General features: G+C 73.1%; 22 protein-coding genes and 1 pseudogene. 17 read left to right on the top strand and 6 right to left on the bottom strand.

What is annotated here, in order from left to right; genetic code table 11:
• Positions 1 to 58 precede the first annotated feature (58 nt).
• Positions 59 to 1,570 (bottom strand): SDR family oxidoreductase, encoded by a 1,512-nt coding sequence (locus IE273_RS17515; protein WP_189816113.1) that lies wholly within the window; start codon positions 1,568 to 1,570, stop codon positions 59 to 61.
• A gap of 359 nt (positions 1,571 to 1,929) precedes the next feature.
• On the opposite strand from IE273_RS17515, the gene IE273_RS17510 reads away from it, so the two are divergent.
• The 4 genes from IE273_RS17510 (at position 1,930) to IE273_RS17500 (ending at position 4,527) form a co-directional block, all read left to right on the top strand.
• Positions 1,930 to 2,106, top strand: a complete 177-nt coding sequence (locus IE273_RS17510) for a DUF8839 family protein (protein WP_189816112.1) — start codon at positions 1,930 to 1,932, stop codon at positions 2,104 to 2,106.
• Between the two features lie 126 nt (positions 2,107 to 2,232).
• Complete coding sequence (locus IE273_RS45165) at positions 2,233 to 2,316, top strand: putative leader peptide (protein ID WP_355075612.1); 84 nt, start codon at positions 2,233 to 2,235, stop codon at positions 2,314 to 2,316.
• A gap of 371 nt (positions 2,317 to 2,687) precedes the next feature.
• Complete coding sequence (ssuE, locus tag IE273_RS17505) at positions 2,688 to 3,242, top strand: NADPH-dependent FMN reductase (protein WP_014670795.1); 555 nt, start codon at positions 2,688 to 2,690, stop codon at positions 3,240 to 3,242.
• Between the two features lie 145 nt (positions 3,243 to 3,387).
• A complete protein-coding gene (locus IE273_RS17500; RefSeq protein ID WP_189816111.1) occupies positions 3,388 to 4,527 on the top strand; it encodes an LLM class flavin-dependent oxidoreductase in 1,140 nt (379 codons plus the stop codon).
• A gap of 79 nt (positions 4,528 to 4,606) precedes the next feature.
• Here the strand turns inward: IE273_RS17500 and IE273_RS17495 are convergent, their stop codons facing one another.
• Positions 4,607 to 5,782, bottom strand: a complete 1,176-nt coding sequence (locus tag IE273_RS17495; protein WP_189816110.1) for an acyl-CoA dehydrogenase family protein — start codon at positions 5,780 to 5,782, stop codon at positions 4,607 to 4,609.
• A gap of 241 nt (positions 5,783 to 6,023) precedes the next feature.
• Between IE273_RS17495 and IE273_RS17490 the strand changes: the two genes are divergently transcribed.
• The 9 genes and pseudogenes from IE273_RS17490 (at position 6,024) to IE273_RS17450 (ending at position 14,787) form a co-directional block, all read left to right on the top strand.
• Positions 6,024 to 6,374: a YciI family protein gene (locus tag IE273_RS17490; RefSeq protein ID WP_189816109.1), complete on the top strand. Its 351-nt coding sequence runs from the start codon at positions 6,024 to 6,026 to the stop codon at positions 6,372 to 6,374.
• 58 nt (positions 6,375 to 6,432) lie between these two features.
• Positions 6,433 to 7,577: pseudogene (locus tag IE273_RS17485) on the top strand (RNA polymerase sigma factor).
• Between the two features lie 179 nt (positions 7,578 to 7,756).
• The gene (locus IE273_RS17480; RefSeq protein ID WP_189816108.1) at positions 7,757 to 9,079 is read left to right on the top strand and encodes an aldehyde dehydrogenase family protein; all 1,323 of its coding nucleotides are present in this window, start codon (positions 7,757 to 7,759) and stop codon (positions 9,077 to 9,079) included.
• 223 nt (positions 9,080 to 9,302) lie between these two features.
• On the top strand, positions 9,303 to 10,013 hold the full coding sequence (locus tag IE273_RS17475) for a chitinase (RefSeq protein ID WP_189816107.1): 711 nt from the start codon (positions 9,303 to 9,305) through the stop codon (positions 10,011 to 10,013).
• Between the two features lie 45 nt (positions 10,014 to 10,058).
• Positions 10,059 to 10,967 (top strand): aldo/keto reductase, encoded by a 909-nt coding sequence (locus tag IE273_RS17470; protein WP_189816106.1) that lies wholly within the window; start codon positions 10,059 to 10,061, stop codon positions 10,965 to 10,967.
• Between the two features lie 258 nt (positions 10,968 to 11,225).
• On the top strand, positions 11,226 to 11,606 hold the full coding sequence (locus IE273_RS17465) for a BlaI/MecI/CopY family transcriptional regulator (RefSeq protein ID WP_189816105.1): 381 nt from the start codon (positions 11,226 to 11,228) through the stop codon (positions 11,604 to 11,606).
• Positions 11,603 to 12,532, top strand: coding sequence for a M48 family metalloprotease (locus IE273_RS17460; protein WP_189816104.1), 930 nt, complete (start codon positions 11,603 to 11,605; stop codon positions 12,530 to 12,532). Before IE273_RS17465 ends, IE273_RS17460 begins: the two co-directional genes overlap by 4 nt.
• A 738-nt stretch (positions 12,533 to 13,270) precedes the next feature.
• Positions 13,271 to 13,660 (top strand): VOC family protein, encoded by a 390-nt coding sequence (locus tag IE273_RS17455; protein ID WP_189816103.1) that lies wholly within the window; start codon positions 13,271 to 13,273, stop codon positions 13,658 to 13,660.
• A 47-nt stretch (positions 13,661 to 13,707) separates the two neighbouring features.
• A complete protein-coding gene (locus IE273_RS17450) occupies positions 13,708 to 14,787 on the top strand; it encodes an adenosine deaminase (RefSeq protein ID WP_189816102.1) in 1,080 nt (359 codons plus the stop codon).
• On the opposite strand, the gene IE273_RS17445 is transcribed toward IE273_RS17450, so the two are convergent.
• The gene (locus tag IE273_RS17445; protein WP_041665879.1) at positions 14,784 to 15,284 is read right to left on the bottom strand and encodes a mycothiol transferase; all 501 of its coding nucleotides are present in this window, start codon (positions 15,282 to 15,284) and stop codon (positions 14,784 to 14,786) included. The two genes, IE273_RS17450 and IE273_RS17445, sit on opposite strands and share 4 nt — an antisense overlap.
• Before the next feature lie 65 nt (positions 15,285 to 15,349).
• The gene (locus IE273_RS17440; protein ID WP_189816101.1) at positions 15,350 to 16,258 is read right to left on the bottom strand and encodes a LysR family transcriptional regulator; all 909 of its coding nucleotides are present in this window, start codon (positions 16,256 to 16,258) and stop codon (positions 15,350 to 15,352) included.
• Between the two features lie 111 nt (positions 16,259 to 16,369).
• On the opposite strand from IE273_RS17440, the gene mgrA reads away from it, so the two are divergent.
• Positions 16,370 to 17,362, top strand: a complete 993-nt coding sequence (gene mgrA, locus IE273_RS17435) for an L-glyceraldehyde 3-phosphate reductase (RefSeq protein ID WP_189816100.1) — start codon at positions 16,370 to 16,372, stop codon at positions 17,360 to 17,362.
• Between the two features lie 164 nt (positions 17,363 to 17,526).
• Here mgrA and IE273_RS17430 read toward each other — a convergent pair whose 3' ends face one another.
• Complete coding sequence (locus IE273_RS17430; RefSeq protein WP_189816099.1) at positions 17,527 to 17,910, bottom strand: nuclear transport factor 2 family protein; 384 nt, start codon at positions 17,908 to 17,910, stop codon at positions 17,527 to 17,529.
• A 351-nt stretch (positions 17,911 to 18,261) separates the two neighbouring features.
• On the opposite strand from IE273_RS17430, the gene IE273_RS17425 reads away from it, so the two are divergent.
• Entirely contained in the window at positions 18,262 to 18,672 is a 411-nt protein-coding gene (locus IE273_RS17425; RefSeq protein ID WP_014670779.1) for a hypothetical protein, read from the top strand.
• A 233-nt stretch (positions 18,673 to 18,905) separates the two neighbouring features.
• A complete protein-coding gene (locus IE273_RS17420; protein WP_189816098.1) occupies positions 18,906 to 19,403 on the top strand; it encodes an ATP-binding protein in 498 nt (165 codons plus the stop codon).
• A gap of 59 nt (positions 19,404 to 19,462) precedes the next feature.
• Here the strand turns inward: IE273_RS17420 and IE273_RS17415 are convergent, their stop codons facing one another.
• A complete protein-coding gene (locus IE273_RS17415; protein WP_189816319.1) occupies positions 19,463 to 20,353 on the bottom strand; it encodes an RNA polymerase sigma factor SigF in 891 nt (296 codons plus the stop codon).
• Positions 20,354 to 20,615: 262 nt separating this feature from the next.
• Here IE273_RS17415 and IE273_RS17410 point away from each other — a divergent pair, with 262 nt between their 5' ends.
• Positions 20,616 to 21,050, top strand: a complete 435-nt coding sequence (locus tag IE273_RS17410; RefSeq protein ID WP_229887268.1) for a helix-turn-helix domain-containing protein — start codon at positions 20,616 to 20,618, stop codon at positions 21,048 to 21,050.
• Positions 21,051 to 21,073 lie beyond the last annotated feature (23 nt).

Genomic DNA, 21,073 nt, shown 5'->3' with positions numbered 1-21,073 from the left:
AAACGGGCTAGGGGGACAACCGGTCACTTCCGTCCCGGTGGGCCCGGCGGATGCGGCGTCAGCGAGCGACTTCGGGACCCTGCCGGGCCGCCGCCCGCGCGATGTTGCGGGCCATCCCGCCGAAGACCACGGCGTGGAACGGTGAGACGCTCCACCAGTACGCGTGGCCCAGCAGCCCGCGCGGGTGGAACAGGGCCCGCTGCCGGTAGCGGCTGCGACCGTCGCCGGCCGGTTCCGCGCACATCTCCAGCCAGGCCAGCCCGGGCAGGCGCATCTCCGCCCGCAGCCGCAACAGGTGACCCCGTTCGATCTCCTCCACCCGCCAGAAGTCCAGCGAGTCACCCGCCCGCAGGCGCTCCGCGTCCCGTCGGCCCCGGCGCAGGCCCACCCCACCGACCATCCGGTCCAGCCATCCCCGCAGGCTCCACGCCAGCGGGAAGGAGTACCAGCCGTGCTCTCCGCCCACGCCCTCGATCACCCGCCACAGTTCCTGCGCCGGGGCGTCCACCACCGCCTCGCGACGGTCCGTGTACAGGCTGCCGCCGGCCCAGTCGGGGTCGGTGGGCAGTGGATCACTGGGCGCGCCGGGTACCGCGGCGGACGACCAGCGGGTGGTCACGCGCGCCTCGCGCACCCGGCGCAGGGCGAGTCGTACGGCCTGGTCGAAGCCGAGCGGATGCCCCGGCGGGTCGGGCAGATACCGGGCGATGTCGTGCTCGCGGCAGACCACCTCGTGGCGCAGCGACTCGGTCAGCGGGCGCGCGATGGACGCCGGGACGGGCGTGACGAGCCCCACCCAGTGGCTGGACAGGCCGGGGGTGAGGACCGGCACGGCCACGATGAGCCGCCGGGGAAGCCCCGCGACACGCGCGTACCGGACCATCATGTCCCGGTACGTGAGGATGTCCGGCCCGCCGATGTCGAAGGCCCGGTTCACGTCGTCCGGCAGGCCCGCGCTGCCGACCAGCAGCCGCAGCACGTCCCGCACGGCGATGGGCTGGATACGGGTGCGCACCCAGCTCGGCGTGACCATCACCGGCAGCCGTTCGGTGAGGTAGCGCAGCATCTCGAAGGAGGCCGAGCCCGAGCCGATGATCACGGCGGCACGCAGTACGGCGGTCGGCACGCCGGAGGCCAGCAGGATGCGGCCCACTTCCGCCCGGGACCTCAGGTGCGGGGAGAGCTGGTGCGCGGGCACCCCGGACGGCGTGAGACCGCCGAGGTAGACGATGCGCCGCACACCGGCCGCCTTCGCCCGTTCCCCGAAGACGCGGGCCGCGCGGCGGTCGGTGTCCTCGAAGTCCTTGCCGCTGCCGAGCGCGTGCACCAGGTAGTACGCCACGTCGACGTCCCGCATCGCCCGGGCGACCGAGTCCGCGTCCGTGACGTCCCCCCGCACCACCTCCGTCTCGTCAGCCCACGGGTGGTCGCGCAGCTTCTCGGGGGAGCGGGCCAGGCAGCGCACCCGGTGCCCGGCGGTCAGCAGTTCGGGCACGAGGCGGCCGCCGATGTAGCCCGTGGCTCCCGTCACCAGGCAGCGGAGCCGGCCCGTCGAGTCGTCGTGGTTCATCCCGTGCAGGCCCTCCGTGTCGGTGGTCCCCCGGGAATCACTTCCCGCCGGGCCCGGTGGGCGGATGCGCGTCGTCCCATCGGCCGAACGTCCGAGCGCGTCCGGGCGTCTGTGTGCCTGTGTGTCTGTGTGTCTGTGTGTCTGTGCGCGTTCGTGTCTAGGTACGTTCGGGTGGTCGTGCGTTCGTGTGGTCGTGCGTGTCCGCGCGTCGGCCGGTCGGCCGCCACCGGTCGACCGCACGGCCCGCCGCGCGGTGCCGAGGACCGGATGCGGTGACATGTCCTCAGCGATCGGGGGCAGCCGGTCCGGTACAAGCTGTACATTCCGTTCGGTCAGCGACGCAGGAGGTGTCCGCCGCCATGAGTGCCAAGGTGCTGGAGCGATTCCCCGCAGGGGCTCCGCGTGGATCGTGGCCCGCGGAGGAGTACGCCGCCGCCCGGCGCGCCGAGGGCGAACCGGCGACCGTGGTCATGGACTTGAAGTCGGACGCGTTCCTCGTCGTGGTCGAGGCACAGGAGGAGGACGGCCGGGCCTGAGGCGTTCGGCCCCACAGGAGGCGTTCCCGATTTCCCGCCACGCCTTCCTTCTCCTCCCCGGTCCGCCATACGAGACCGGTCGGGAATTCCTTGACGGCCGTCGTCGGCTGCTGCCACGATCACGGCATGACGATGCGACTGGACCTCACGCGGCGACGCCACGTCGACCTCGCGCGCGTCTCCAGCGCCTCCTGTCGCCCCACGGCCTGATCCGCGATTTCCCGCCGGTCCCGTCGGGCCTCCCCTACGCGTGACTCGCCTGCCCTCTCCGCCCTTTTCGGCACCGGAATTCGGCCTGCCCGGAAATCACGCCGGGTAATTCCACAGCGGCAGTCCCGAGGTTCTGGGGTTCTTCAGTCCGCGCAGTGCGCGGGTCCCTGGAGTTCTCGGGTTCTCGGGTTCTCGGATTCTCGGGTTCTCGGGTGCGCGGAGTTCGTTGGGTCCCGCATGCCCGGAGCGCCTGTGACTCCGCCCGCCGGGTCCCCGCCTGACCGCCGAGCCGGAATCCGCTCCCCTTCGACTTCACCGGGCGCCCGTCCCCGTGCGCGCGTGCCCGGCGCACCCCCAGAAACGAGGCACCCATGGCCACCGTCCTGTCCGTCTCCGGCAGCCCCTCCGCCTCCTCGCGCACCGGCCGTCTGCTGCGCCACCTGGACCAGCGGCTCATCGCCCAGGGCCACGAGGTCATCCCGCTCGACGTCCGTACCGTCCCGGCCGAGGCATTGCTCGGCGCGGACTTCCGGCACCCCGCCATCGTCGAGGCCACCGAACTGTTCGCCCGCGCCGACGGCGTCGTGGTCGGCACCCCCGTCTACAAGGCGTCGTACTCCGGCGTCCTCAAGGCGCTCCTGGACCTGCTCCCGCAGTACGCGCTCACCGGCAAGACCGTGCTGCCGCTCGCCACCGGCGGCTCCACCGCCCATGTGCTCGCCATCGACTACGCCCTGCGCCCGGTGCTGAACTCCATGGGTGCCGCGCACATAGTCCAGGGCTGGTTCACCCTCGACAAGGACATCACCGTGCGGGAGGACGGCGCGGTGTCCCTCACGCCCACCACCGCCGAGGCCCTGGGGCACGTGGTGGACCAGTTCGCCGCGGCCCTGGACCGCACCCCGTTGCTGGCGGCGGCGAGCTGACGGCGTCGGCCGCCGGATGCCCGGCACCCCCGCCCCTCGGTGTGCGCACCGCCCCATACTCCCGCCCCCCGGCGACGCGCACCGTGCCACACCGCGCCGCTCCACCGGCCGCCCCGGCACGGCCTGCCCTGATCGGAGACCCCACGTGTCCCTCGCCTTCCACTGGTTCCTGCCCACCAACGGCGACAGCCGCCATGTCGTAGGCGGCGGCCACGGCACCCCGGCGACCGCCTCCGGCCGGGACCGGCCGCCGACCGTCGCCTACCTGAGCCAGATCGCCCGGGCCGCCGAGGACCTGGGCTTCGCCGGCGCGCTCACCCCGACCGGTGCCTGGTGCGAGGACGCGTGGCTGACCACCGCGATGGTCAGCCAGAACACCGAGCGGCTGAAGTTCCTGGTCGCCTTCCGGCCCGGCTTCGTCTCCCCCACGCTCGCCGCCCAGATGGCGTCCACCTTCCAGCGGCAGACCGGCGGACGGCTGCTGCTCAACGTCGTCACCGGCGGCGAGAGTCACGAGCAGCGCGCCTACGGCGACTTCCTCGACAAGGACGCCCGCTACCGCCGTACCGGTGAGTTCCTGCACATCGTGCGGCAGTTGTGGGACGGCAAGAGCGTCGACCTGCGCGGCGAGCACCTCCAAGTCGAGGACGCCAAGCTCAGCCGGCTGCCCGACCCGGTCCCCGAGGTGTACTTCGGGGGCTCCTCGCCCGCCGCCGGACAGGTCGCGGCCCGGTACGCCGACGTGTACCTCACCTGGGGCGAACCGCCCGCGCAGGTCGCCGGGAAGATCGCCTGGATCCGGCAGCTCGCCGCGGAGCACGGCCGTACCCCGCGCTTCGGGATCCGGCTGCACGTCATCACCCGGGACACCTCCGAGCAGGCATGGGCGGAGGCGGACCGGCTGCTCGACGGCTTCGACCCGGAGACCGTACGAGCTGTTCAGACGGGCCTCGCGCGCAGCGAGTCGGAAGGCCAGCGGCGGATGCTCGCGCTGCACGGCGGCAGCCGGGAGAGCCTGGAGATCCACCCCAACCTCTGGGCCGGCATCGGCCTGGTGCGCGGCGGCGCGGGCACGGCGCTGGTCGGCAGCCATGAGGAGGTCGCCGAGCGCATCAAGGAGTACCACGCCCTCGGCATCGACGAGTTCGTCCTCTCCGGCTACCCGCACCTGGAGGAGGCCTACTGGTTCGGCGAGGGCGTCCTGCCCCGGCTCGCCGCCCAGGGACTGTGGACACACCCTGACAGCAGGGCCGCCGCATCGGCGGAGGTGCCGTTCGCGGGCTGAGCGAGCGGCGGGCAGCCGGCCGGCCCGGTGACGGGGGGAGCGAAGCTGGGCGGAGGCCGTCGGCCCACGGCGGCTGCTCCTACCGGTCCCGTTCCCCGGTGGTGGCCGGTGCCCCGCCCAGCGCCCGTAGATGTGCCGCGCGCGATTCCGCCGTCTGGCCCTGCACCAGCAGGAACAGCCCTTCCCGGGCCAGGCGCTGGGCGCGGCTCGTCAGGGCCATCGCACGGCCGCCGCCGGCCACCACCGCCGCGGTGGTGGCCGCACGCAGCACGTCGTACGCCTCCGCGCGCACGGCCAGCCGCTCCGCGGCCCAGTCGTCCACGCCTGGCCCGGTCCAGTCGTCCACGCCTGGCCCGGCCGCCGCTCCCCGTACGGTCGGCCCATGCCCGGCCCCCTCGGCCCCCGCCATGCTTCGCTCCTCGCCCCGCGCCTGCGGGACCGGAGCGTCGGCCAAGGCGTAGGCCCGTTCGCGGAGGCCGGTCAGGCGGGAGCGGAGCGGGGTGGCCGCTTCGTCGTCCAGGAGGGACAGCGCCGCCTCCGCCACGCCGAAGACCGCCGGGCTGGTGCTCAGGGTCTTGACCCGGTCGCCGGCGGCCCACCGGTCGTACGGCGTGTGCAGGGACACCGCCTCCGCGGGCAGCCACAGGCCGTCCAGTTCCAGCGACACCGTGCGCGCGGCGGTGAGGGCCGCCAGCCGCATCGGCGCCGACGCCCGCAGCCCGGGCTGTTCGCGTGCCTCGGCGAAGGCGAACAGCACCTTGTCGGAGTCCGTCACCCCGGCCAGCAGCATCACGTCGTTCAGGCCCCACCCGGTGTACCAGGGGACGGTGCCGTCGAACCGCCAGCCGGTGCCCTCCCGGCGGACCCGCACCGGGCGGCGCGGATACGAGCGCAGGTGCGCGTACGCCACCCCGGACAGCAGCTCCCCACGGGACAGCGGGCCCAACAGCCGCTCCCGCACCGCCCGTTCACCGCGCGCCAGCGTCTGCACGGGCGTGTGGTGCTGGGTCTGCACGAACCAGGTCGCACAGCACGCGCCGGCCAGGATCTCCGCGGTCTCCCGCAGCACGGCCGGCGGCGCCCCCGCGCCGCCGTACTCCGCCGGCGCGGCCACCCCGAGCAGCCCCGAACGCTTCACCGCCTCGATGTGGCTCGCGGGCACCCCTTCCTGGTCGATCCGTTCGGCCTCGGGAGCCAGCAGGTCCGTGGCGAGCCGGCGGGCGCGGACGACGAGAGGATGCGAGGTGAGGTCCATACGGGAGATTCTTCCGCTCTTCCCCGCCGCCCGGTCATCCGGATCTTCCGGTATCGCGGGTTCCGGTGTTCCGGACTTCCGGTATCGCGGGGTTCCGGCGTTCCGGCGTTCCGGACTTCCGGCGTTCCGGCGCTCCGCGGTTTTTTCCGCGACCGTGGCGCGCGGTGTCGAGCCGGGGCCCGGCCGTTCGTGTAGGAGGTGACACAGAGCCCGCCCCGGGCCCGACGCCTTGGAGGACGTCATGAAGCACTACCTGCTCAGCGTGGTCCAGCCGGCCGGCGCCACCCCGCCCGGTCCCGAAGCCCTCGCCGCGATCATGCGCGATGTCGAGGCCTTCAACGACGAGTTGCGCGCCGCCGGCGCCTGGGTCTTCGCCGGTGGTCTGCACGGCCCGGAGACCGCGACCATGCTCCGTCCCCGGGGCGGTGACGTGCTCGTCACCGACGGCCCGTACGCCGAGGGCAAGGAGTACCTGGGCGGCCTGTGCCTCATCCGGGCCGCCGACCTGGACGAGGCCCTGGACTGGGGCCGCAAGGCCGCCCTCGCCACCACCCTGCCCATCGAGGTACGTCCCTTCGTGGACCAGCACTGACGGCGGACCAGCACGGACGACCAGCACGGATGACGAGCACCGACGGCGGAGCGCACCGATGGCCGAGGCCCCCGACATGGAGGCCGTCTTCCGCGCCGAGTACGGGCGCGCGGTCGCCGTCCTGGTCCGCTTCCTCGACGACATCGACCTCGCCGAGGAAGCGGTCCAGGACGCCTTCGCCACGGCCGTGGCCCGGTGGCCGGAGACCGGTGTGCCGCCGAGCCCGGTCGGCTGGATCATCACGACCGCCCGCAACCGGGCCGTCGACCGGTTGCGCCAGGAGTCCTCCCGGGACGCCCGGCACGCCGAGGCCGCCCGGCTGCACGCCCCCGACGCACCGCCCGAGGAGGGCCCCGTGCGCGACGACCGGCTCCGGCTGATCTTCACCTGCTGCCACCCCGCGCTCGCCCCGCAGTCCCGGATCGCGCTCACCCTGCGGCTGCTCGGCGGCCTGAGCACCGCGCAGATCGCCCGCGCCTTCCTGGTGCCCGAGGCGACCCTGGCCCAGCGGCTGGTGCGGGCCAAGGCCAAGATCCGGGACGCGGGCATCCCGTACCGCGTGCCCCGGGACGCCGACCTGCCCGACCGGCTCTCCGCCGTCCTCGCCGTCGTCTACCTGATCTTCAACGAGGGGTACACCGGCGATCCCGCCCTGTGCGCGGAGGCGCTGCGCCTCGGCCGGCTGCTCGCCGAGCTGATGCCGGACGAACCCGAGGTCACCGGTCTGCTCGCGCTGATGCTGCTGGTGGAGGCCCGACGGCCGGCCCGGAGGGACGCGGACGGCGTTCTCGTCCCGCTGCCCGAGCAGGACCGCGCCCGGTGGGACCGGGCGCTGATCGCCGAGGGGCAGGAACTGGTCCGCCGCTGCCTGGGCCGTACCAGATCCAGGCCGCCGTCAACGCGGTGCACAGCGACGCGCCCACCGCCGCCGCCACCGACTGGCGCCAGATCCTCGCTCTGTACGACCAGCTGATGGCCGTGGCGCCGTCGCCGGTCGTCGCCCTGAACCGGGCCGTCGCGGTCGCCGGGACCGAGGGGCCGGCGACGGCCCTTGAACTGGCCGACGCGCTCGGTCTCGGCCGGTGCCACGTGCTGCACGCCGTCCGCGCCGACCTGCCGCGCCGACTGGGCCGGACCGCCGAGGCGGCGGCGGAGTACGGCCGCGCCGCCGAGCCGGCACCGAGCGAGGCCGAACGGGCGTAGCTGGAGCTCCGGCGACGGGAGGCGCGCCGGCGGGCGCCGGGCCGTAGGGGGACGTGACCCTCCTCACCCCGACGCGGCTTCGGAATGAACTTCAGGATATGAAAGGTTGGTGTCTACACCTGATCGAACCGGAAACCCGGACCTGGCCCCAACCGGCCCGTGCACCCAGTGAGGCACCCGTGAACGACTCTCCCACCGAGCGGCCCGCCGACGTCGTGGCCCGGCTGCGCGCCACCTACGCCGCCGGCCGGACCAAGCCCGTCGAGTGGCGCACCGGCCAGTTGCGCCGGCTGCGCGCGATGCTCACGGAACGCGGCGCCGACCTCGCCGCCGCCCTCGAAGCAGACCTCGGCAAGAGCGGCGCGGAGGCCTACCGCACCGAGATCGACTTCACGGTCCGGGAGATCGACCACACCCTGGAGCACCTGGCGGAGTGGCTGCGCCCCGAGCCCGCGCCCGTCCCGGCGCACCTCGGCGCCGACGCCACCGCCTGGACGCAGTACGACCCCCTGGGCGTCGTCCTCGTCATCGCGCCCTGGAACTACCCGGTGCAACTACTGCTCGCCCCCATGGTCGGCGCGCTGGCCTCGGGCAACGCGGTCGTCGCCAAGCCGAGCGAGCTGGCCCCGGCCACCTCCGCCGTCCTGGCCGAGCTGCTCCCGGCCTATCTGGACACGGACGCGGTCGCCGTCGTCGAGGGCGGCATCCCGGAGACCACGGCCCTGCTGGCCGAGCGCTTCGACCACATCTTCTACACCGGCAACGGCACCGTCGGCCGCATCGTCATGCGGGCCGCCGCCGAGCACCTCACCCCGGTCACCCTGGAACTGGGCGGCAAGTCACCGGTGTTCGTGGACCGGGGCACCGACCTGGAGACGGTCGCGGGCCGGCTCGCCCGCGGCAAGTTCCTCAACGCGGGCCAGACCTGTGTCGCCCCGGACTACGTCCTGACCGATCCGGAGACCGCGACCGCCCTGGAAGCCGCGCTGGTCCGGGCGGTCGAGGGTCTGTTCGGCGCGGATCCGCAGCGCTCCGAGGAGTACGGCCGGATCGTCAACGAGCGCCATTTCGACCGGCTTTCCGCCCTGCTCGACTCGGGCCGCGTCGCCGTCGGCGGCGTCGGCGACCGGGCGACGAAGTACCTCGCGCCCACCGTCCTCGCGGACGTCGACCCGGAGTCGCCCGTCATGCGGGAGGAGATCTTCGGCCCGATCCTGCCGATCGTCACCGTGCCCGGCCTCGACGAGGCGATCGACTTCATCAACGACCGCGACAAGCCGCTCGCCCTGTACGTCTTCAGCGAGTCCGACGAGACCCGTGAGCGCATCGCCGCCGAGACGTCCTCGGGCGGCCTCGGCCACGGCCTGCCCCTCGCCCATCTCACCGTCTCCGACCTGCCGTTCGGCGGGGTGGGAGAGAGCGGCATGGGCAGCTACCACGGCCGCTACTCCATCGAGACGTTCAGCCACCGCAAGGCGGTGCTGTCCAAGCCGCTGCGCTGACGTCCTCCGGCGTTCCGGGCCCGGCCGCGCGCACGCGTCCGGGTTCGGCCTGCGTCCGGACAACTCCCCTGTGGGCAGCCGGTGTTCGCCGACGCGACCGGTCAGGGATTGACTGGTCTACACCCTTGACTGGTACAGACCAAGGCGGTTGAGTGTGCCCAACCCCCCACCACGGCCGCTCCCACCTCGTGGGTGCGGCCGTGCCGCACAAAGGAGTTGGTCCATGGTGAGGCACCGCATCGCCGCGCTTCTGACCTCGCTCGCCCTGGGCACGTCCGCCCTGGTGCTCCAGGCGGCGCCCACGGCCTCGGCCGCCGGGTTCGTGGTCAGCGAGGCGCAGTTCAACCAGATGTTCCCGAACCGGAATTCCTTCTACACGTACAGCGGCCTGACCGCCGCCCTCGGCGCCTACCCCGCCTTCGCGAACACCGGCAGCGACACCGTGAAGAAGCAGGAGGCCGCCGCCTTCCTCGCCAACGTCAGCCACGAGACCGGCGGCCTGGTGTACGTGGTCGAGCAGAACACCGCCAACTACCCGCACTACTGCGACTGGAGCAGGCCGTACGGCTGTCCGGCGGGCCAGGCCGCCTACTACGGGCGCGGCCCCATCCAGCTGTCCTGGAACTTCAACTACAAGGCCGCCGGGGACGCGCTCGGCATCGACCTGCTCAACAACCCCTCCCTGGTGCAGAACAACGCGTCCGTGGCCTGGAAGACCGGCCTGTGGTACTGGAACACCCAGTCCGGGCCCGGCACGATGACCCCGCACAACGCCATGGTCAACGGCGCCGGCTTCGGCCAGACCATCCGCTCGATCAACGGCTCCCTGGAATGCGACGGCAAGAACCCCGCCCAGGTGCAGAGCCGGGTCTCCGCCTACCAGCGCTTCGCCCAGGTCCTCGGGGTCTCCCCGGGCGCCAACCTGTACTGCTGACGCACTGCCGGGGCCCGGCCGGGTGCCGTGTGCGAGACTCCGCCGATGACTGCTGACGACATGATCACCGCGGAAGCGTCCGGCACCTGGAAACTCGGCGACCTGCCCGTCCACCGCATCGGCTTCGGCGCGATGCGGCTGACGGGCAGCGCCGCCTTCCACCACGGCACCCCGAGCGACCGGGGACGGTCCCTCGCCGTCCTGCGCAAGGCCGTCGGGCTGGGTGTGAACCACATCGACACGGCGGCCTTCTACTTCTCGTCGCTGCGTTCCGCCAACGAACTCATCAACACCGCGCTGTCCCCGTACCCCGACGACCTGGTCATCGCCGCCAAGGTCGGCCCCTACCGCGACCACCACGGCGAGTGGGGCACCTCCGCCCGGCCCGACCAGCTGCGCGGGCACGTCGAGGAGAACCTGCGCCAGCTCGGGCGGGACCATCTCGACCTGGTCTATCTCCGCCGGATGCGCCAGGACTCCGTCGCCGAACACTTCGGCGCCCTCGCCGAACTGCGCGAGGCCGGTCTGATCCGGCACCTCGGGATCTCCGGCGTCGAACCCCGGCACCTCGCCGAGGCGCTGGAGATCGCGCCGGTGGTGTCCGTGCAGAACCGGTACGCAGTGGACCGGCCCGGTCCCGTGGACGACGAGGTGCTGCGGCTGTGCGGCGAGCACGGCATCGCCTTCGTCCCCTTCTACGCCGTGGCCGGTGAGACCGGAGAGCGCGGTGCGACGACCGCTCACGACGACGCGGTGCTCTCCGTCGCCCGGGCCCACGGCGTGAGCCCCGCGCAGGTCCGCATCGCCTGGACCCTGCACCAGGGCCCGCACGTCCTCGCCATCCCCGGCACCGGCAACCCCGGTCACCTGGTCGAGAACGTCGCGGCCGGCGCGCTGCGGCTGACCGAGGAGGAGCGGGCACGGCTGGACGAGGCCCGCGCACAGGCGGGCTGAACGCGCGCGGGCGGGCTGACCGACGGCCACGGAGTGTGGTCGGCACCGAGGATCCGCAGGCGCCCCCGTGCGCAGGGTCAGGTCCTGGGTGGGTGTCGTGGGGCGTCTCGTGGTGCGTCCGGTGCGAGCCGTACCCGGCCCGCGTGATCACGACGGCGTGCGGTCGGGGCCGGCGCCGGGCTGACTACGATGGCGTGGACGCCCTGCTGGACCGCACGCGAAGACGACCGCACACGAGGACGGGTGAAGAACCTCCCCATGACCGATGCCAAGGACGAACGCCGGCCGGCCGGCGAGCTCGAAGCGAGTGTCCTGGCCGCGCTCTGGGCCGCCGGCGCACCCCAGACCCCCGGCCAGGTCCAGCGGAGCCTGGGCGCGGACCTCGCCCGTACGACGGTGACGACGATCCTCACCCGCCTGCACGACAAGGGCGTCGTCCACCGGCGGCGCCAGGGCCGCGGGTACGCCTACTTCCCCGCCCAGGACGTCCAGGACGCCCACGGCCTCACCGCCCGCCGGATGCACAGCGAACTGGACCGGGACAGCGACCGTGAGACGGTCCTCGCCCGCTTCGTCGCCCAGCTCAGCCCGGACGACGAACGCATCCTGCGCGACCTGCTCGAATCCGACGGCCGATGACCGCCCCGCTCCTGCTGATCCTGCCGCTGCTGCTGCCGTGCGCCCTGCCGCCCCTGGCCCGCCGGGCCCTGGACCGGCTGAGCCCGGTCGCGGCGCTGTGGTCCGTCACCGGCTGCGCGGTGCTCCTCGCCGGCTGTTCGGCGCTGGCGCTCGGCACCTCCGTCCTGACCGGGCTGTTGAAATTGCCGCTCTTCGCCGCGCTGGGCGAACTGGTCCATCCGTTGCGCACCGCCCCCGACGCCTTCGTCGTCCCGGCCGCCATCGCCTCGGCCGGCGCGCTGGCCGGGTGCGGCTGGAGCCTCGTCCGCTCGGTGCTGGGCCAGGCCCGTGCCTTCCGGGCGGCCCGTGCGGAGGCCGCGTGCGGAGCCGTCGCCGGTGACCTGTGCGTGATCGACTCGTCCCGCCCCGACGCCTACGCCCTGCCGGGCCGCCCGCACCGGGTCGTCGTCACCACGGCGATGCTGCGCAGCCTGGACGGTCCCGAGCGGGAGGCGCTGCTCGCCCACGAGCGGGCGCACACCGCGGGCCGCCACCACTACGCCCTCGCCGCCGCCGAACTCGCGGCGCACTGCCACCCCGCGCTGCGCCCGGTCCGCGCGACGATCCGGCTCGCCGCCGAGCGCGCCGCCGACGAGGCCGCCGCCGTCTCGGTCGGCGACCGGCGCCTGACCGCCCGCGCCATCGCCCGCGCCGCCCTCGCCGGGCAGGCCGCCCGGTCCGCACGCCCCGGCTTCGCGCCCGGCGCGGCCACGGGCCCCGTCCCGCAGCGCGTCCAGGCCCTGCTGGCCGCCCCGCGGGCCCGCACCGCCCGCGCGATCTCCGCACTCCTCATCGCCTGCACCGCGCTCTCCTGCGTGGCCGCGGCCACCTCGACGGCCGACGTCCACCACCGTGTGGAGATCGCACAGGGCGAGGCGAGTCCCTGACACACCTCCGCCGCTCCGCCCCGCGGGAGCACGGAGGACAGACCCGGGACCGCCGACCGCCACGCGGCCCGTACGCCGACGCGCACCGCCCGCGAGGGAGACGTCCGGCTGAGCGCGCACGCAACCCATCCGCCCGGCGCACGGGGGAGGGCCGACTCGGCCGGGAGAACCGCCTGGAGATGCGCGTGCGGACCCGTCCGGCGACGCGCGTGTGTGCACCCCAACCCGCCGCAGCGACCGGCGGGAACACTGCCCGGCAAGCTGTGGAGAGTGCCTGATGCGTCCATGCGAGCCTGCCGGTCGGCGCGCGTGCGCACCCGCGCCCGGCGACGGCGGGAACTTGCCCGGCAAGCTGTGGAGAGCGCCTGACGCGCCCATGCGAGCCTGCCGGTCGACGAGCGAGCGCACCCCGCCCCGGCGTCCGGCGGGAAACTGCCCAGCGATCCGTAGAGAGCGTCGACGGCGCCCACGCGAACCCACCCCGGCGCGGGCAGCCTGGGTGGGACGGGCAGGAGGCCGTGGCGCGGGCTTCGTACGGGGGCGCGGGGCCGGGCCCCCGAGCGGCCTCGTACGGGCGTCGCCCTCCGCGGCCCCCGTACGCCCGCCCCCCACAGCGCCCCACGTGCCCCCGCCGCGCATCCCGCCGACCCCCTCCCGCAACGCGCGTAGACCAAGACTGGCGTCCGAGAAGTTTTACGTATAACCTCACCGGCTAACCACCCCCACCGGAAGGTCGCCATGCGTCGCGTCGCCCTTGTCACCCTCGTCGTGCACGACTACGACGAGGCCATCCGCTTCTACACCGAAGCCCTCGGGTTCCGTCTCGTCGAGGACGCCCCGCGTCCCGACGGCTCGCGCTGGGTCGTCGTGGAGCCCGGGGGCGACGGACCCGGGCTGGTGCTGGCCCGCGCGAAGGGCGACGAACAGCGGGCCCGCGTCGGCGACCAGACCGGCGGGCGCGTCGGCTTCTTCCTCCACACCGACGACTTCGCCCGCGACCACACCCGGATGACCGCCGCCGGCGTGACCTTCCTGGAGGAGCCGCGCCACGAGCCGTACGGCACGGTCGCCGTCTTCCAGGACCTGTACGGCAACCGCTGGGACCTGCTCCAGCCCGCCGGCCACTGACCCACCACCGCACCACCTGTCCCAGGACCCGAGGAAACGAAACGCCCATGACCGCGTCCCGCATCGACACCGAGACCCTCCGCAGGCTCCCCAAGGCCGTCCTGCACGACCACCTCGACGGCGGTCTGCGCCCCGCCACCGTCGTCGAACTCGCGGCCGCGGTCGGCCACACACTGCCCACCACCGACCCGGACGAGCTGGCCGCCTGGTACTTCGAGGCCGCCAACTCCGGTGACCTGGTCCGCTACATAGCCACCTTCGAGCACACCCTCGCCGTCATGCAGACCCGCGAGGGCCTGCTGCGCACGGCCGAGGAGTACGTCCTCGACCTCGCCGCCGACGGTGTCGTCTACGCCGAGGTCCGCTACGCCCCCGAGCTGAACACGAGCGGCGGGCTCACGATGCGCGAGGTCGTGGAGACCGTGCAGGAGGGCCTCGCCGCCGGCATGGCCAAGGCAGCCGCCGCCGGCACCCCCGTCCGCGTCGGCACCCTGCTGTGCGGCATGCGCATGTTCGACCGCGTCCGCGAGGCCGCCGACCTGGCCGTCGCCTACCGCGACGCGGGCGTCGTCGGCTTCGACATCGCCGGTGCCGAGGACGGCTTCCCGCCCGCCGACCACCTCGACGCCTTCGAGTACCTGCGCCGCGAGAACGTCCCGTTCACCATCCACGCCGGCGAGGCGCACGGACTGCCCAGCATCCACCAGGCCCTCCAGGTCTGCGGCGCCCAGCGCATCGGCCACGGCGTCCGCATCACCGAGGACATCCCCGACCTCGCGGCCGGCAAGCTCGGCCGTCTCGCCTCCTGGGTGCGCGACCGCCGTATCGCCCTGGAGATGTGCCCGACCTCCAACCTCCAGACGGGCTGCGCGACCTCCATCGCCGAGCACCCGATCACCGCCCTGAAGGACCTGGGCTTCCGGGTCACCCTGAACACCGACAACCGTCTGGTCTCGGGGACGACGATGACCCGGGAGATGTCCCTGCTGGTCGAGGAGGCCGGCTGGACCGTCGAGGACCTGCGCACGGTCACGGTGAACGCCCTCAAGAGCGCGTTCCTCCCGTTCGACGAGCGCAACGCCCTCATCGAGGACGTGGTCCTGCCGGGGTACGGGAGCGCGCTCTAGAGGAGCCCCCTGAGGTAGGCGGCCTGTCCGACGTGCTGGAGGTCGTCGGACAGGACGCTCACCAGACGCACCCCCAGTGACACCGGGGGGTCCCAGCGCTCGTCCACGATGCGTTCCAGATCCTTGGCGGCCAGCGCGCGCAGGCAGCCGAGGGTCTGTTCGTGGACGGCGTCGTAGTACCCGGTCAGCAGGTCCGCCGACTCCACCCGCACCTTCGCGACCTTGGCGGGGGTGTGCGCGTACCCGGTGTCGTGCCGTGGCAGGTCGAGACCGAAACGCTTCTCCCAGCCCTGCGCGAGCCACACCTGGTCCAGGTCGAAGGCGTCGGCGACGTGGTCGTCCTGCACCCGCGTGAGGTGCCAGACCAGCCAGGCGATGGAGTTGGCGTCGGCGGCCGGGCGGTGGTGCAGTTCGTCCGGGCCGAGGCCGTCGAGGGCGGCATGGACTTCTTCCTGGATGCGGCCGTAGCCGTCGATGAGGATGTCCTTCGCATGCATACCGTCCACCATCGCAAATCACCAGCGCCCACGCGCCCGGAACCCGGCTTTCGCGGAGGCCGCCGTCACCGCACCTCGTCGGTGGCCGCGGCCGGCACCCCCGTTTCGAGCAGGGTGACCAGCGCTCGCGCGGCCGGGCTCGTGGCCCGTTCCGGCGGCAGCAGGGCGACCGTCTCGTACTCCGGCTCGTCCGCGCCCTTCAGCGGGAGCGCCGTGAGTGCCGGCCGCTTGTGCCGGAAGTGCCGGGGTACGACCGCGATCCCCAGGTTCTCGTCCACGAGGTCCAGCAGGCTGTGCACGTCGTTGACCTCCAGCGCGACCGTGCGCCGGACGCCGGCCGTGGCGAACGCGGCGTCGGTGGTGCGGCGCGGACCCCAGTCGGGGTGGAAGTCGACGAAGACCTCCCCGGCGAGGTCCTCCGGGCCGAGCACGGCCGGGGCGGAGGCCAGGCGGTGGCTCGGGTGGCACAGCACGGTCATCGGCTCGCTGGTCAGCGACACCGAGCGCAGCTGGTCGGTGTCGGCCTGGGTGCGGTAGGCGAAGGCCAGGTCGAGCCGCCCGGCCGCGACCTCCTCGGCCAGCGCGCCGGAGCCGGCCTGCCGCAGCCGGATCTCCACATCCGGGTGCCGGCCCCGGAAGGCCGCCAGCAGCCGGGCCACGTGCACCCCGGCGATGCACTGCTCGGTGCCGAGGGCCAGCGTGCCCCGCAGGACACCCTGCACCGCGGCCACCGCCTCGTGCGCGGAACGCACCTGTGCCAGGATGCGTTCGGCCTCCCCCAGCAGCGCGCGCCCCGCCTCGGTGAGCGTCACCCGGCGGGTGGTCCGCACGAACAGCGGCGCCCGCAGCTCGCGCTCCAGTGCCCGGATGGACGCCGACAGGCCCGACTGGGACACCATCAGGCGTTCGGCGGCCCGGGTGAAGTGCTGGTCCTCGGCGACCGCGACGAAGTGCTGGAGATGGCGCAGTTCCATGATTGAGAAGCCTATCCGCTGAATTCCATCGGATTCTTCTGTTGGACCGCTGCCCGCCGCCCGGGGAAGAGTGGCACCGGTAGATCGTGTGCCAACCCCTCTGGAGTCGCGTTGTACACCGCACACCCCGACCGCTACGCCGACATGCCCTACCGGCGCACCGGCCGCAGCGGCCTGAAGCTCCCCGCCCTGTCGCTCGGCCTGTGGCACAACTTCGGGCCCGACCGGCCGGTGGAGACCCAGCGGGCCATCCTCCGCCGCGCCTTCGACCTCGGTGTCACCCACTTCGACCTCGCGAACAACTACGGCCCGCCGCCCGGCGCCGCCGAGTCCGCCTTCGGCGAGGCGCTCAAGGCGGACTTCGCCGGTTACCGCGACGAACTGGTCATCTCCACCAAGGCCGGTTACCTGATGTGGCCCGGTCCGTACGGCGAGTGGGGCTCGCGCAAGTACCTGCTGTCCTCGCTCGACCAGAGCCTCACGCGGATGGGCCTGGACCATGTCGACATCTTCTACTCGCACCGCTTCGACCCGGACACTCCCCTGGAGGAGACGATGGGTGCCCTGCACACGGCGGTGCAGCAGGGCAAGGCCCTCTACGTCGGCGTTTCCAACTACTCCGCCGAGCAGACCCGCGAGGCCGCCCGCATCCTCGGCGAGCTGGGCACGCCGCTCCTCATCCACCAGCCGCGCTACTCGATGCTCGACCGGCGCCCCGAGGACCAGGGCCTGCTCGACGCCCTGGACGAGCTCCAGGTCGGCTCCATCGCGTACTCCCCGCTGGAGCAGGGCCTGCTCACCGGCCGCTACCTCGACGGCATCCCCGAGGACTCCCGGGCCGCGAGCGACAGCCCGTTCCTGAACTCGGACGCGGTCACCGCGGACCTGGTCGCGCGGCTGCGCGCGCTGGACGAGATCGCCAAGTCCCGCGGCCAGAGCCTGGCCCAGCTCGCCCTCGCCTGGGTGCTGCGCGGTGGCCGGGTGACGTCCGCCCTGGTGGGCGCGAGCAGCCCGCGGCAGCTCGAGGACAGCGTCGCGGCCATCGGCAACCTCGACTTCGACTCCGACGAACTGGCACGGATCGACGCGATCGTCCGGCCGTAGCGCCGTAGCGCCGTAGCGCCGTAGCGCCGTAGCGCCGTATTGCCTTGGCGCCTCAGCGCCGGCGTACCGGACGGTCCGGGGGAGCGGCCGCGATGAACCGCGGCTGCTCCCCTCCGTCGTACCGCCACCCCGTCGCCCTCCCTGGAGGCGCCGGTACGGCGTGGTCAGGCGCCCGCCGGAACCCGGTCCAGGAATCCCAGCACCTGCCGGATGCGGCCCTCTTCGTCCAGCGTGATGACGTCGAACCCGGCCACCGGCGCCGAGCCGTCCTGCTCGTTCACCAGCTCCCAGCCGAAGCGCGCGGTGTCGTGGTGGCCGTCGACCGTGCCGAGCGGACGGAACACGAAGCCGGGGAACTGCTCGTGGGTCGCCGCGATCACGGCCGCGATCTGCTCGTGCCCGCGGACGTCCACGAGCGGGTCGGTGTAGCCGCCGTCCTCGGTCCAGGCGGCGGCGACGGCCTTCTCGATGTCCTCCGGCCGGGTGGCGTTCCAGGCCTCGAAGTAACGGGCGGCGGCGTTGTCGTGACGGTCGGTGTGCGCGGCCATGGTGAAGCATCCTCCATAGAGGTCGTCTCTGCTGGTCAGGTCCCGGACGCGGGGATCGCCGCTCCGGTGTGACCACCATGCGGGAGGAGGGGGTGCCGGGTCGATTACCTCCGGGGTCATGGCCCGACGGGCGGGACGGCCCGTCTCATTTCGGCCAGAACGGGCGCTGAATATGCCAAGAGAGTGGCCGGAAAGTCATGGTGACAGTGGTTCAGTAGTGAACATACTCAACTGTGAGGACTTCACTTCCAGCGAGGTTCCGATCACGCACCGCACACGGCCGCACCCGCAGATGAGCCGCACCGAAAGCGAGGCCAGCCGGCAGGCGAACGACGCGACGGGGGAGTGCGCATGCACGACGAGTTCCTGTGCCATGTCACCGCGTACGGCACCTGCGGTGGGCAGCGCATCGGAGTGCCCCTGGGCACCTACCGGGCTCCTACCCTGGCCCTCGCCCTGTGGTGGCTGCGCGACCGCGCCAACTGGATCGCCGACCGCCTCGACCCGAGCCCCGAGGCCGGGCACTTCCCGCCGAGCGCGCTCGTCCCGGTCGCGGACACCGTGCCCGACGTGCCGGCCGTCCTGCGCGCGTGGTGCGGCGACCCGGCCCAGCAGGAGCTGGTCGCCGACGAGCTGGCCGCGGGGAGGCTGGTGCGGATCGCGACCGGTGACGAGACGACCGAGTACGAACTGCTCGCGGAGTCCGTCGACGCCCTGCGCATGCAGCGGACCGTCCCGGCCCTCGTCGTACCCGTCGCCTGACCGGCCGCCGTACCCGTCACCCGGCCGGCCCCCGCCGTGGCCGGCCGGCTTGCCGCAGGCGCCCGTGTCCGGCCGGCCGCCCGGTCCGTTCCGGCCTCTCGTGACGGCGTGCGGCGTGACCCTCGCCACTGTGCGCGGTGGGCGAACGCATCCGGTGGACTGGAGGGCCGGGCTCGGGGTACGAGGACTGGTGCAACAGCGACCGGCCGGACCGGGTTTTCGAGAGAGACAGCATGATCAAGCACCTGGGCGGGGCAGTGATACCGACTGGTTTCGATGTACCCGTGGAGCCGCTGCGGCGTGCGGCGCACTACACAGGCGAACCCGGATGCATCGCCGAAGCGCGTGCCTTCGCGTCCCAGTTCCTCCAGCAGCTGCGCACCGAATGGTGTGCCACCGCCGACGGCCGGGCCGACGGCGAGCTGCTGCTGATGGTGAGCGAACTGGTCACCAACGCCGACCAGCACAGCGACGGCCCCTACATCCTGGAACTGGAGGGCACGGCCGCTTCGGTCGCGGTGTCCGTGTACGACAGCAGCACCGCCCTGCCCCGCCGCTACCCGAAGGACCCGAAGCGCGTCGGACGGCACGGGCTGGAGATCGTGCACGCCCTGGCCTCGGAGGTCACCGTGGAGCGGGTGCCCGTGGGCAAACGCGTGCGGGCCGTCTTCCCGCTCCGGCAGCCGGAGCCGACCCTTTCCGGACGGGCTGACCCGCGCCTGACGGACTGATCAACCCCCGATGGTCTGAGCTGTCGGGCCGACGCCGGGGCGTCGGCCCGACCGAGGTGTCAGGCACAGCCGAGTTCGCCCAGCATCCCCTGCCGCAGCCGGGTGATGATCCGCTTGATCAGCCGGGAGACGTGCATCTGGGAGCACCCCAGCCGCTCTCCGATCTCCGCCTGGGTGGCCTCCTCCACGAACCGCATGTGGATGATCTGCCGGTCGCGGTCGCTCAGCTCCGCCATGAGCGGGGCGAGCGCGTGGAAGTCCTCGACGAGCCGCAGCCCCTCCTCCTCCACACCGATGAAGTCGGCGAGCACGGCCTCGCCGTCCTCGGGGCCGTCTCCGGTGAGCGCGGCGTCCAGGGAGGCGGAGTTGTAGCCGTTGGAGGCGAGCTGGGCCTCGACGACCTCCTTCTCGGAGAGGTTCATGAGGGTGGCCAGCTCGGCGACCGTCGGGTCCCGGTCCAGGCGGCTGGACAGCTCCTCCCGCGCCTTGGCCAGCTCCACCCGCAGCTCCTGGAGCCGGCGCGGCACATGGACGGCCCAGGTGGTGTCCCGGAAGAACCGCTTGATCTCGCCGACGATGTACGGCAGCGCGAAGGAGGTGAACTCGACCTCGCGTGCCAGTTCGAACCGGTCGATGGCCTTGATCAGGCCGATCATGCCGGTCTGGACGATGTCCTCCATGTCGTCGCCACGGCCCCGGAACCGTCCGGCCGCGAACCGCACCAGCGACATGTTCATCTCGATGAGCGTGTTGCGCGCGTACTGGTACTCGTGCGTCCCCTCTTCCAGCTCGGTCAGCCGGCGGAAGAACTGGCGGGACAGCTCCCGTGCGTCCCGCGGGGCGACGGACGCGGGGTCCGTGATGCCAGGCAGTGATCCCTCGCCCGTCCTGTCCTGCTCGGTCTGCTCGACGACCTCTGCTTGCGACCGGATCCCGGCGGCGGTGTTCATTGCCTCTCCCACGAAAGTCACGGTTCGACGTCTTCCTGCACGGCAGCTTCGTGGCTCCCGGCACAGGACGCGTCCCTGCGGGTACCCGATGTGCGGCGGGTCATTCCTCCCGCGGAGCCGCTCACGGCGCGAGTACCCCCGGTGACGGGGCGCATGCGTACGCCGTGCCGCAGTGGCGAGAAACGAACGGTCCGGCCCGGGTTTCCCTGAGGGCGGAACGCCGCGCCCTTGTCCCGCACCGTACCGCTTCTAGGCTGACGGGATGAGCAACCCGCTGAGCGAGGAAGCCCGAGTGATCCCCCTGCGGCCGGCGCCCGTCCGCCCGGACGCGCCGGACGGCGAACCCGCGCCCCGGGAGCCTCTGTGGCGGGATCTGGTCGGCGAGGTGCTGCGCCGGGAGCGGCAGGCGCAGGAGCGCACGCTCAAGGACGTGGCCGACGCGGCCCGGATCTCGCTGCCCTACCTGTCGGAGGTCGAGCGGGGCCGCAAGGAGGCCTCGTCCGAGGTGCTGGCCGCCGCGGCCCACGCGCTCGGCCTGGGCCTCGGCGACCTGCTGTCGCTGGCGCACGGCGAGCTGGTCCGGCGCACGGCCGAGCGGCACCGGCCCGCCGCCGCACCGCACCGGTCCGCCACCGCGCCGAGCCGGGCCGTCGCCGCGCCGAACCGGCCGTACCAGGGACTGTGCCTGGCTGCCTGACCGGCTGTCCGCGTCCGGGCGTC

The sequence above is a fragment of the Streptomyces olivaceoviridis genome (genome assembly GCF_014650115.1).
Lineage (GTDB): Bacteria > Actinomycetota > Actinomycetes > Streptomycetales > Streptomycetaceae > Streptomyces > Streptomyces olivaceoviridis.
Note: the sequence above shows the minus strand (reverse complement) of the source record. Positions and strands in the feature narration are given on the sequence as shown.